This is a genomic window from Sinomicrobium oceani (assembly GCF_900119185.1).
In the GTDB taxonomy this organism is placed as follows: domain Bacteria; phylum Bacteroidota; class Bacteroidia; order Flavobacteriales; family Flavobacteriaceae; genus Sinomicrobium; species Sinomicrobium oceani.
Genome location: NZ_FPJE01000027.1, coordinates 32,252 through 45,307 on the forward strand (window position 1 = coordinate 32,252; position 13,056 = coordinate 45,307).

Below are 13,056 nucleotides of genomic sequence, written 5' to 3' on the forward strand. Positions count from 1 at the left end.
TTCGTGTTGTACCTCTCCCTATTTTCACCGCATTTGTTATTATCACTATAGTTAAGTATAAAAACGCAACCGATTGCATCAAATATTTTGAAAAGGTACTTTTTTTCATTTATTTTACATTCAGAACACCCCCTTCAGACTTATATATGGTCTTTACGGGAGTTTTTCCGACCTTATTTCCGTTAGGAGAAACAGCTGAAAACTAAAAACATACATTATGACTAAAACAGCAATTGTAACCGGGGGAAACTCCGGCCTTGGCTATGCTACGGCCAAAAAATTATGTGACAACGGTATCAAAACATATATCATAGGCAGAACCCCCGAAAAAACCGAAGTTGCCTGTAAAGAGATCGGGGAACTGGCGTTTCCCGTTATCTTTGACCTCAACAACCTGGAGGGCATTCCGGGCATGATCAAGGATATCGCTAAAAACGGCCCTATAGATATCCTCGTCAACAATGCGGGGATCAATATGAAAAAGGAATTTATCGATGTTACCGATGCGGATTTTGAGTCTATTATCCACACTAACGTATTCAGCGTATTTTCCGTAAGCCGTGAAGTGGTAAAAATAATGAAGGAAAACGGAGACGGAAGTATCGTCAATATCAGTTCCATGACTTCCCAATACGGCATTCCGAAAGTAATTGCATATTCTGCCAGTAAATCGGCTATCGAGGGGATGACAAGGGCTATGGCGGTAGAACTCGCCCAGTATGGCATCCGCGTTAACTGCGTAGCTCCGGGCTTTATCAAAACCAAAATGTCTTCAAAAGCACTCGACAATGATCCGGAACGTAAAAACAAAGTACTCTCCAGAACACCGATGGGAAAACTGGGTGACCCTTCGGATATCGGTGATGCGGTATTTTATTACGCCACTTCCGAATCCAAGTTTACAACGGGCACCATACTTCCGGTAGACGGAGGAAACAGCATAGGTTTTTAAACAAAAACGATAACTAACCGGAAACTTTTCAAAAGGATCAATTGCTGTGCATGAAATAACGGCAGAAAAAAGAAAGGTTCCGGCAGATACCAAATATATTACAACATGATACGAATGCAGCAAACCATGCGATGGTACGGACCGCATGATGGCGTAAGCCTGAAGGAAATAAGACAGTCGGGGGCAAGCGGTGTGGTCACAGCCCTGCATGAAATTCCGGTAGGAGAGGTATGGACCACGGCGGAAATCGGTAAAAGACTGGCTGAGATACGGGAAGCAGGACTCGACTGGACCGTTATCGAAAGTCTTCCCGTCCATGAAGACATCAAACGCCGCAACGGCAACTACGAACTGTATATAAAAAATTATAAGGAAAGCCTGAAAAATATCGCCTCCTGCGGACTCCGGGTTATCACTTATAACTTTATGCCTGTTCTGGACTGGGTAAGAACAAACACCATGTTTGTCAATGAAGACGGCACCAAAACACTACGCTTTGAAAAAGACGCATTTGTGTTCTTTGACCTGTCTCTTTTGAAAAGACCCGGGGCAGAAAATGATTATACCGGGGAGGAAATGGCAAGTGCCCTCGCTTATGGCGACAAACTCTCGGAAGAAGATAAACAATTGTTATTCAATACGGTACTGCTGGGTCTTCCCGGAAGTAAGGAAAATTTCACTCCGGAGAAAGTCCTGAGCCTCTTAAAAGAGTATGAGGGTATAGACGACACCAGGCTACGGGAAAACCTGCAACTCTTTTTGAGTGAAGTAGCTCCCGTTGCGGAAGAGTTGGGCCTGAAACTGGCCATTCATCCGGATGATCCGCCTTTTTCCGTATTGGGATTACCCCGTATCGTGTGCTCTGAACAGGACATCGATAGGATATTCGAAGCGGTTCCGGTGAATGCCAACGGACTTTGTTTCTGCACGGGGTCTCTCGGGGCCAATCCGGATAACAACCTTGTCCGTATCCTGGAAAAACATGGCGACCGTATTCACTTCCTTCACCTGAGGAGTGTGGAGAAAGAACGCAAAGGTGTGTTCAAGGAAGCAGAACACCTTGGCGGTGATGCTCCTATGGCTACCATAGTCCACAAGATACTGCAGTTGATGAACAGCAGAAATACGGCGCTCCCTATGAGGCCGGACCACGGTGCTCTTTTCACGCTGGAAGAGGGAAGAGAACACTATTCCGGTTATTCCCTGATCGGACGACTCAAAGGACTTGCTGAGATCCGGGGGCTGGAACAAGGCATCGTGTATGCCCTGGAACAGCACGTATAATTTTTATAACATCAAATACAAAGCCCCGGTACCATGTTCAAAAAACGGTACCGGGGCTTTTTAATACCCGAAAAATCCTGATCCCGGTTATTCTGTCACCGTACTGATCGTTTCGATAGTTCCGTCTTCGCGATGTTTCAGGGGACTCACTTTGATATTCCTCAGGTGTGTTTTACCGGATAATTCGGTATCGTGGTAAAAGATGTACCACTGCCCGTTAAACTCCGCAATAGAGTGGTGATTGGTCCATCCCTCAACCGGGTTCAGAATATTCCCCTGGTAAGTAAAAGGTCCGTAAGGGCTATCTCCTGTGGCATACGCTATGTAATGTGTATCTCCCGTAGAATATGAAAAATAATACTTCCCTTTATATTTATGTACCCAGGCCGCTTCAAAAAAGCGCCGGTCATGATCTCCCGCGAGGATAGGGTTTCCCTCCTTATCCAGTATACGGATCTCTTTGAGCTTTTCATCGAACTGCAACATATCATCGCTCATACGAGCCACCCTTGGCCCGATAGCAGGTTCGTCATCCGCAGGTTCGTTGTCATACGGGGTTTTGGTATGGTGATCGTATTCACCTGTCCTCCAGTTTTGCAATTGCCCTCCCCATATTCCGCCGAGATACATATAATACGCTCCGTCGTCATCCTTAAACACTGCCGGGTCGATACTCAGGCTACCTTTGATAGGCAATTTCTCTGCTTTAAAAGGTCCTTCCGGCCTTGAGGCAACAGCCACCCCGATATGGAACACTCCATCTTTATCCTTGGCAGGGAAATACAAGTAATACGAGTCACCTTTTTTCGCCGCATCCGGCGCCCATAACTGCCTGGCCGCCCACGGCACGTCATCTACACTTAAAGCTACTCCATGGTCCGTTACTTTTCCACCGACGGAATCCATGGAGAATACGTGATAATCCCTCATATCGAAATGCCCTCCGAAATCATCTTCTTTCACCCCGGCGTCAACATCATGGGAAGGATAGACATATAACCTGTTCTCAAAAACATGAGCCGAAGGGTCTGCTGTGTATATGTCGGTAACCAGAGGTTTATTCCGGAATTCAGACTCCTTTTTCTGTTGCGTTTCTTCTACCTGCTTATCTTCCGTTTTCTGCTTTTTTTGCGGTGCCTCTCCGCACGACACGACGAGCATCCCGGCAAATAAGACTGATGTCGCCTTTATAACATGCTTTTTTTTCATACTGGTTTTATTTATGAATATGGTTTTATACTATTTTACATGTATGCCCTCCTGCTCTTCGATGACAAACCTGCTTTCTTCCGGACCGAGATAACTGGGTTTTAGTCCACCGGTATCAATGATAATCTTCTGCAATACGATTCCCGTATCGAGCATACGAACACGCAGTATATGCTCCCCGGGCGTTTTTATCTGGTGTTCGCTGACCAGTGTATTGATATTATCCGCAACCCATTTTCCCCATTGCCTGCCATCATTTTCGGAATGCATAGAAACAATCTCGGGAGGGTCATCATCCAGAGAAACCGCCAGACGTTTTCCGGCTTCGGAATTCTGATAATTGAGTGTAGGAGAAACCAGAGTATGAATTTTAATGGTACCCGGCGTATTTACGTAAATCCTGTATTCAAGCCCATGCCCTTCGTTGTTCAGTACTTCTCTATCGAGAATCACCGGGTAAAGTGTCACGGCAGAACCGGTACGCCCCAGATCGGGTATAATACCGTATTGAATCCCGGTCAGTTCTTTTTTGGCTGTGAAATGCGCAGCCTCCATAGCAATATACCCGTTTTGTTCTATGAATCCCTTTACGTTTTGCCCGAAATAGGTACGAACCGGTACAGCGACCTCAACCTTTTCCTTTCCGGAACGGATGACAACGGAAGTTCCGGTGGCATCAGCAGGGATCTTATCCCAGTCTACGGTCAGCCATATTCTTTCTTCACCTTCAGTTTCTCCTTCAGTGGAGGAAAGCGTTAACCATGCGGCATTGCTTGTAATGCTGTATTTCAGTTTCTTTTGTCCGCGATTGAATATATCCAGATAGCGCCTTCCTGTCTGGTATGGTGTTATCTCCGGCGATACCGCTTTTTTCCGGGCTTCCGGCCACCAGGAAGAGGAACCTTCGACAGCGACACCGAGTCCGGATTTCCGGGACAGTTTTATTTCTTCGACCTTCGGCATGGACTGCTTTTCGGGTTGCTGCCAATAGGTATATCCTATATGGGTCTGGCTCATCATATGGTTCCACTTACCATCTCCCATGGTATGGTACGCCTCGGTAAGCTCCTCATCTTTGCGATATAATACTTTCGCGCGCTTCGCCATCGCATTGGTCGTCGCGCGGCCCTGTTTTGCATACCACCTGTTTTTTGCGACCGTTACATATAGTTCGTTGAGATTGGCACAGGCTTTCACCGGAAATGCGACCAACTGATAAAACGCATCTTTATATGATTCGGGCAGTGCTTCATGAATACGGTCTGCCTTTTCGGCCAGCCTGTTGTAATCTTCCACAACCCTTTCGGCCTCCCGGTAATCAACCAGACTGTATGTATCTGCGTCCAGTAGTTCGGGTTTTCTCCTGCTGTTATATTTGGTATACAGAGAGAGCAATTCCGATATTTCCGCAGCGTATTCGGGGCCAAACTGCCTTTCGCTCCAGGATTCCACATATTCTCCAATGCGTTCGGCCGGCCATTTATCGGGCGACCAGGCATAGTCGAGAAAAAATGACACAGGAAGTTCCATCGGTTTGATGTCCCCTACGTTGACCACCCATATCCTGTCGACACCATGCCGATAGGTCAGGTTCATCTGTTCCCATATTCTCGGGATCGGATTGGTGTTGAGCCATTTGTAATTCCGGGGGCCACCTACATAATCAAAATGATAGTACATTCCGTATCCGCCCTTGCGCGGGGCTGCATAAGGATCGGGCAGTTTCCTGACATTCCCCCAGTTATCATCGCATAAAAACAGGGTGACATCATCCGGCACACGCATACCTTTGTCATAATACTCCTGAACTTCCTTGTATAAGGTCCATACCTGCAGGGTTTCCTCCGCAGGTTTTCCGGTAACATCACTGATGATCTTTCGCTGATCGTCTATGATTTTCTCCAGGAGTGCTATATTATTTTCTTCGCTCATGGGCTCATCGCCATCTCCACGCATCCCGAGGGTTACAATGCTTTCGTTAGCACCCATCCTTGCGATACCTTCTTTCCAGAAGTCCTGTAGCGCAGCCTTGTTGGTCTCGTAATTCCAGGCTCCTTTCCCGTATCGGCTCCATTCTGCATGAGCACGCATGAGAGGCTCATGATGAGAAGTACTCACCACGATACCATATTCATCGGCCAGGGTCGCATTCAGGGGATCGTCATCATAAAACGCTCTTCCCCACATGGCAGGCCACAGGAAATTTCCCTTGAGCCTTAGGATAAGCTCAAAGACTTTTTCATAAAACTTATGGTTAAACCCTCCGAATTTCTCATGGGCCCAACCGGATAGCGCGGGAGCTTCATCATTAATAAATATACCCCGATACTTTACTGCAGGAGTTCCATGGCTGTACCGTTCCTTCCCTAAATAAATATGCTGTTTTTTACGAACAGGTACATCGGCCCACCAATACCAGGGCGAAACACCGATCTGCTCCGAGAGGTCGTACAACCCGAAGATCGTACCTCTCTTATCGCTCCCTGTGATAACCAGGGCCTGGTCGACTCCCTCGAAAGGGTGGTCTACAACCCGAATTAAAAAGGTTTCCCATTGTCCCGCAATATCATTGACCCGGAGTTTACCTTCCGCTACGAGTCGATCGATCCAGGCATTATTTCCTAAAGTTCCCGCAAGAACAACACGTGATGGCAATTTGTCTGTTATCTCGGAGATCTCAGGTGATTTTCCGGTAACACGAAATACATCTTCTCCGAAGTTTTTCAAGGCCCTGACCACTCCAGGATCTTCATCGGCACCGATATAAACAGGCAGGGCTTTCTCTCCGACCAGGGGAAATTTATCTCCGTTGTCTTCTGCAGACACCAGAGACTGCCCATGTAATATCCCTGTAAAAAAACACAGGACTATTACGGGAAGCATATATACGTATATTCTAAAGTTGATCTCAGACATGGTGTTAGGGTTTGGTTATTTTGAGATACGTTATAATCTGATTATTTATAGCTGTACAGTTCCACTTGCTGTATATCGTAACGGCCGGCAGGTATACGCAAATGTCTGCCCTGGTGGCTTTGATCTCCATTCATTCTTCTGCCTGGCTTCCAACTTCCATTTTCGTACTTTCCTTCATCTATTCTGGATATTCCGGCCTGAGGGGCATTTTTACTCCGGGAGAGAAAAGTAACAACAACTCCTGTTCCGGCGATAATGAATTTACCAGGACCTTTACGGATAATCAAAGCCCCGCTCTCGGGCCATTCTTCTGCTTTGGCTTCTGGTGACCAACCCAGAATATGATCGTGTTTTGCCACCAGGGTATAATCGCCAAAATGCAGGGTATCGACAGCCTCACTTTTGCTCAACCAGACTCCTCTCATGTCACGGCTTCCCACATTTTGTTGAATTTCCGGAGACAACTGGCGGAGCAGCTCATAAACTTTCCCTATGTTCTCTTCTTCGGGATGCTCGGTTGATTCTATGGAAAAGGGCGAAAATCCCATAGCATGATAATGCCCTATGGCATAAAAAGCTTTGGCCCCTACCGATGGTTCAAATCGTATTTCGGGTATAAAAAGGGGATTGTCTTCACGGGTATAAAGATCATTCCAGTACCGAAACCTGGGATTGTAAAAATCCGGGGAAAGAAAATCGATTTGCGGTGCCGCTGCTTTCCATATATCTATAAGATGAGGTAAAGGCCCACCACTGGGATAATCTCCTGGTCTTACTCCCGGGCGGTTCAGGGCTGCATTGACAAACATCGGAAGCGGGTATGCTTCCTTCCCGGCTTTAGCTACTTCATCTGCATATCTGGCGAAATACCACGCCATAAAAATTTCGTCTGTATCCAGTCCCTTTCCGAAAATCTCTTCCCAGCTACCTCTCCATGACGAACCGTTAGATTCCCAACGTGTCCTGAGGAAAGGAGCCAATTCATCCCGGTTGTTTTTCATATAGGTAATGAGCTCGTCCGGAACTGCCTGTTTAAAAAACCGGTTTGCTTCGGCACTGTGATCCCGGGCATCGGGCAACATTCCTATTTCATTTTCTACCTGAACCATAATCACCGTTTGTTCCCCTCCATCCGTTTTCCGCAAGTGGTTCATCAATGCCACAAATGCTTTTTTATCGGCCTCCAGGTTCTCTCGGGCAAAAGGACTGAGTATTTCCTGTCCTTCTCCCTCCTTACTGGCAGCCCTCGGAAATCGCCTTGCATTTTTCTTGACCCAGACCGGAGCATAGCAAGACATGCTGTTCTTCCAGCTACCAAACCAAAGTAAGACCAGCTTGACATCATGTTTCCTTGCGTCACGGATCAGGTTATCTATGAGTTCAAAATTGAACTTGCCTTCTTGAGGTTCTGTTAATTCCCAATACACCGGGGTTAAAAGTGTATTCAGATTCATTTTTTTGATTTTGGGCCAGATGTTTTCCATATAGCACATATCGGAGGCACTGGAGTTTCCCAATTCGCCCCCCAAAATCAGAAAAGGCTGGTCTTTGACTACCAGTATTTTTCGTTCTCCCCGTGCGGTCAATTCCGGAAATTCCTGGGCAAAAACAGGAATATTTACAAAGAACAGCAGCGCGATAAAATATGGATATAATGTATTCATAGCTTCTTGGCTTTAATCTTATAGTCAAAAAGAATATATGATGTAAATATACACAAATATTCCATGCTTGCAATCGGTTGCGTTTTCTTTTCTGTTAAAAAACCTATCGAACCTATAATTTTTAAGGGTATATTTTTTCATCTTCAAAATTCCCTGTAGTTTTTAAGACAATACCGCAACATCCGGAAGTAAGATTCAAAAAAAATACCCCGAAAACAGCCTGCGCTAATTTCGGGGTATTGCGTACCGTATGAGATCTGCGGGATTAGTACCCGTTGTTCTGATCGGACTGGGAAATGTTATTATTAGCCGCTATTTCTGCCAGCGGAATAGGATATACTTCACTCTTTCCGACCACAAAATTGGGAATGGTATTTCCCATACCCCATCGTACCAGGTCAGGAAAACGCACCTGCTCCCCGGCAAGTTCTACTTTCCGTTCGTGTACGATAGCTGCAAATACTTCTTCCGGGGTGGAAACCGGGTATATACTATCCATAGCCGGAGTACCGTAGTTGGGCATGTTCACCCGGTCACGCACCTCATTGAGGTAGTCGATCGCCACATCCGAATTGCCCAGTGCATTTTCGGCCTCGGCCATCATCAGCAAGACATCGGCATAGCGTATCACTCGGAAATTGATACTGGAGTTGATATTCTCATTAGCCCTCTTGTAATAATTCTGATACTTTCTCCAGGCGGCTCTTCGCTCCAGGGGAATATTCACTTCTCCTTCTCCGTTATTAAAAGAATCTCCGTTGAAGTAAAAACTTGCGGTATAGCGCGGATCTCCATCTTCGAACTCATCCAGAAGATCATCGGAAGGATACACGTTAAACCAGTCGTTCCATCCGTATTCCTGTCCGCGGAGCGTTGCTTCATTCTGCCCTGCTCCGGTGACATCGGAATCCCAAAGGTTCCCTGCCCCAAGGCTTTCATCATATTCGATCTCAAAGATCGATTCGTCGTTGTGCTCGGTCTCTTCGAGGAAGTTATCTCCGAAATTTGCTGCCAGCGTAAAGTCGCCGATGATTTCATTAAACGCATCCCGTGCCGGACCGTAATCTTCCCTGTACAGATGTACTTTTCCCAGGAGGGCATAAGCCGCTTCATAAGTTGCCCTTCCCCATTCGTGTCTTTCACTGAAATTGCTGTAAAGATTTTCTGCGGCAAATTCCAGATCCGGAATGATGACTTCTTCATAAATCTGTTCGGAAGACGTTCTCGGGAAACCTTCCTGGTCCTCTACAATAACATCGGTTATCATGGGGACATCACCGAATCTCGTTACCAAAAGAAAGTAATACAGTCCACGCAGGAACCTGGCTTCCCCTATAAACTTGTTTTTGGCTTCGTCGGACATCCCAAAGATATCCCGTATTTTCTGCTCATTGGAGATGATATAATTTGCCTTGTTTATCCCACGGAAACAGCTTTCCCAATAGGCCCGGATACCCCCGTGACTCGCATCAAAACTAAAGGCGAGATACTGTTGCTTATCGGCCTCCAATTGTGGATTTCCGCTATTTTCATGAGAGAGATTATCCATCATAAAAAACATATGCCTTCCCCATAGTCCCTGGGTTTGCAAATTGGCATAAATAGCATTTACTGCCGATATCACCTGGGTTTCACTTTCCAGAAAGGTCTGCGAATTGGCCCCGTTGGGATCGGTGAGTTCAAGATCGTCCGTATTACACCCTCCCATAGCCACAGCGATGAGCAAGGCACAGAAAAGGACTGTCGTAGTGTTTTTATATTTTCTTATAATTTCCATGATATTGTTCTTTTGGCATTAAAAAGATACTTGCAATCCAAGGAACAGAGACTTGGGTTGCGGATAGTTTCCACGGTCTATCCCTACTTCAAAATTTGAAGTTGCATCATTTACCGTATAGGCTCCTACTTCCGGATCGTAACCGGAATAACCGGCCAATGTTATCAGGTTTTGTCCGCTCAGATAAACCCTGAACCTGGAGAACGTACCGTTAAACACTTCTTCGGGAAGGGTATAACCAATCGTAATATTTCTTAGCCGGGCATAAGATCCGTCTTCGACAAACCTATCGGAAGCCCGGGTATTGAGTGTTGCTCCCTGTGCTCTCGGAATACTGTTCGATGTTCCCTCTCCGGTCCACCGGTCGAGTACGCGGGTACTGGCATTAAATAAACGCTGCATCCCTTCGGTGTCGAAAAGCAGGGTGTTAAATACATCATTCCCGGCGGTTCCGCTTACAAATACGTTAAAGTCGAAATTCTTGTATGCCGCATTGAGATTAAGACCAAAAGTGAGATCCGGGAACGGATTCCCGATTTTCACACGGTCTTCATCGTTAATAATCCCGTCTCCGTTTTGATCGACCATACGTATATCTCCGGGTTGCGCCCCGGCCTGTGTAGCATGGGCATCCACTTCTGCCTGATTCTGAAAGATCCCATCGGTCTGAAAACCAAAAAAATGGAACAGGGATTCTCCGGGTGCTACACGGGTAAGGTTGTCATTTACTCCTGCCACAAAGCTGGCTCCCGTAATTTCTCCCACGGTTCCCAGGGAAAGTGCTTTGTTTGTGTTTGTCCCGAGGTTGAGATTGGCAGACCATGTAAAATCTCCTTCGTAATCATTATACCCCAGGTTGAATTCAAAACCTTTGGTCTCTACAGAACCGACGTTTTCGGTAACAATCCCGGAGTGGGTTCCGAATGAAGGCGGTAAAGGCCGGTCCATGAGGAGGTCATCACTTTTATTCTTGTAGTACTCTGCAGACAATGTCACTTTATTATCCCACAGCCCCAGGTCGATACCGATATTTGTCATAGTGGTTTCCTCCCATTTTACATCGGGGTTGCCTACCCCGGAAGGAGAAGCCCCTATACCGGCCGATCCGTTTATCGGATAAATAAAATTATCTATAATGGTGTAATTGTAGACATAATCGGCAATATTGTCATTTCCGGTGGTCCCCCAACTCCCCCGGAGTTTAAGGTTGTTAATAGCCGGGACGTTAAAGAAACTTTCTTCACTGATCAGCCATCCCCCCGCAAGCGAGTAGAAATTACCCCATCGGTTATTCGGACCGAAACGGGAAGAACCATCGCGACGGATGGAAGCTGCAAGGATATATTTTTCGTCGTAATTGTAGTTAACACGTCCGAGATAACCGATCCGGGTATATTCCAGAGAATTAGATCTCAGGTTGGATTCGGTATTAGTCAGTTCATTCACATCATTACTGATATAATTTCTGCTGTATGCATTGGTATTGGTAGATCTCATCTTTTGCTTTTCCGCCAGTACCAACACTTCCAGATTATGTTTATCTGCAAAGGTTGCCGTATAATTCAGACTGTTGGTATAAACCAGGGACTTAAACGTTCCTGAATTTTTTTCTATGGAGGCAAAGATCTGGGTATGTGTGGCTCCCATACTGTCATCGTTAAAGGAAGGCACAAATGTATTGTTATTAAAAGTCCGGTAATCCAATCCGGCTTGCGTTTTAAAGACCAGCCCATCGAGTATTTCGTACTGGGCATACAAACCTCCGATAATATTAACGGAACGGTTTTCCCGTTGTGGTAACTCGAGTACTCTTACCGGGTTCTCCGCATCCTGCCCGTCTACAGAAGAATTGGGTCCTTGAAATCCTCCCGGATTATTCGGGTTGTAAATGGGCAGATAAGGAGCCATTCGTATGGCATGCCGGATCACAGAACGTCCGCCGCTATCACTTTCGGGATTCTGATTATTGAAAACGATTTGGGCTGTTTCTCCTATTTTCAGCTTACCGAAAGTAAAATTGCTGTTCGCCCGAAAATTATGTCTTTTAAAGCCGGTATTCCTCAGAATCCCGTCCTGATCGATAAGTCCTGCCGAAATTCTGAAATCGCTGTTTTCATCTCCGCCGGAAATTGCAAAATTGTGTTTCTGCATTAATCCCGACTGGAAGATAGCATCCTGCCAATCGGTATTCCTGTTGAGCATATCGGCATATTGCGGATCGGTAAGACGCTGGGGAAGCCCGAATGCTTCTGCAAACTGAGTGTACTGATTGGTATTCATCAGGCCCAGTCTCTTGGTTACAAACTGGGTCCCCACGTAACTGTCTATGGAGAGCGATAATTTGCCCTGTCTTCCTTTTTTCGTCGTAACCATAACCACCCCGTTCGATCCTTTCGACCCGTAAATGGCCGTGGTCGATGCATCCTTAAGCACTTCGATAGACGCTATATCCTGCGGATCGATGTCTGCAAGCCTACCTCCGATCACTCCATCGATGACATACAACGGGTCGTTGTTGTTCATGGTTCCCAATCCCCGTATCCGGACAACAGGTGGCTGTCCCGGAGAACCGCTGTTAATCACAGACACCCCCGAAGCCCTTCCCTGCAGGGCCTGCTCCGATGTGGTAACAGGTATACTGGCCATGGCCTCCGAATCTATAGACTCAATAGCTCCGGTAACCACTCTTCTGGACTGTGTACCGTAACCCACGACGACCACTTCATCGAGTTGTGCCAGGTCTTCTTCGAGTGTAGCGTTGACCGTAGCACGGCCATCGACAGGCACCCTGACTTTCTTATATCCGATATAACTAATTTCCAGGACAGCATCCGAGGGAACATCGCCAAGCGAATACTTCCCGTCAAAATCTGTAGTAGTTCCGTTTGAGGTTCCCTGAACTATGATACTTGCTCCCGGCAAAGGACCATTAGCATCAGAAACCATTCCTGACACCGTGATATGCTGTCCGTATGAAAAACTCCCGAAAAGGAGTAATACAAGACCGAGCATCACCTGTCGCACTTTACGCTGATTTTCTGAATTTTGTAAGTACATAATAAATGATTGAGTTTAGAAAAAGCATATATCATGAAGACTCCTTTAACACACTTTTGCTTATAGTCAACATGAATATATGATGTAAATATACATAAATAATTCATCCACACAATCGATTTCTACGCATTAATAGATAATAAAACAGCTAAATATTTATCAAAATACTATATGTGCACGACAACTTTAAGAGAAAA

The 13,056-nt window shown here is 46.0% G+C and carries 7 protein-coding genes; 2 read left to right on the plus strand and 5 right to left on the minus strand.

Translation table 11 applies throughout. The annotated features are described in order from the left end of the window. Positions 1-217: 217 nt before the first annotated feature. Positions 218-952 (plus strand): SDR family NAD(P)-dependent oxidoreductase, encoded by a 735-nt coding sequence (locus BT112_RS18230; protein ID WP_072318901.1) that lies wholly within the window; start codon positions 218-220, stop codon positions 950-952. Between the two features lie 114 nt (positions 953-1,066). After that, positions 1,067-2,236: a mannonate dehydratase gene (gene uxuA, locus BT112_RS18235; protein ID WP_072318920.1), complete on the plus strand. Its 1,170-nt coding sequence runs from the start codon at positions 1,067-1,069 to the stop codon at positions 2,234-2,236. Positions 2,237-2,323: 87 nt separating this feature from the next. On the opposite strand, the gene BT112_RS18240 is transcribed toward uxuA, so the two are convergent. The 5 genes from BT112_RS18240 to BT112_RS18260 all read right to left on the minus strand — a co-directional run bounded on the left by BT112_RS18240 (position 2,324) and on the right by BT112_RS18260 (position 12,859). Beyond that, a complete protein-coding gene (locus BT112_RS18240) occupies positions 2,324-3,445 on the minus strand; it encodes a glycoside hydrolase family 43 protein (RefSeq protein ID WP_072318902.1) in 1,122 nt (373 codons plus the stop codon). 30 nt (positions 3,446-3,475) lie between these two features. Continuing rightward, the gene (locus BT112_RS18245) at positions 3,476-6,361 is read right to left on the minus strand and encodes a glycosyl hydrolase 115 family protein (protein WP_083564988.1); all 2,886 of its coding nucleotides are present in this window, start codon (positions 6,359-6,361) and stop codon (positions 3,476-3,478) included. A gap of 41 nt (positions 6,362-6,402) precedes the next feature. Continuing rightward, entirely contained in the window at positions 6,403-8,025 is a 1,623-nt protein-coding gene (locus tag BT112_RS18250) for a GH35 family beta-galactosidase (protein ID WP_072318903.1), read from the minus strand. Between the two features lie 265 nt (positions 8,026-8,290). Then, entirely contained in the window at positions 8,291-9,802 is a 1,512-nt protein-coding gene (locus tag BT112_RS18255) for a RagB/SusD family nutrient uptake outer membrane protein (RefSeq protein WP_083564989.1), read from the minus strand. 18 nt (positions 9,803-9,820) lie between these two features. Further along, positions 9,821-12,859 carry a SusC/RagA family TonB-linked outer membrane protein gene (locus tag BT112_RS18260; RefSeq protein ID WP_139276307.1) on the minus strand — a complete coding sequence of 1,013 codons (3,039 nt, stop codon included), beginning with the start codon at positions 12,857-12,859 and terminating at the stop codon, positions 9,821-9,823. Positions 12,860-13,056: the final 197 nt, after the last annotated feature.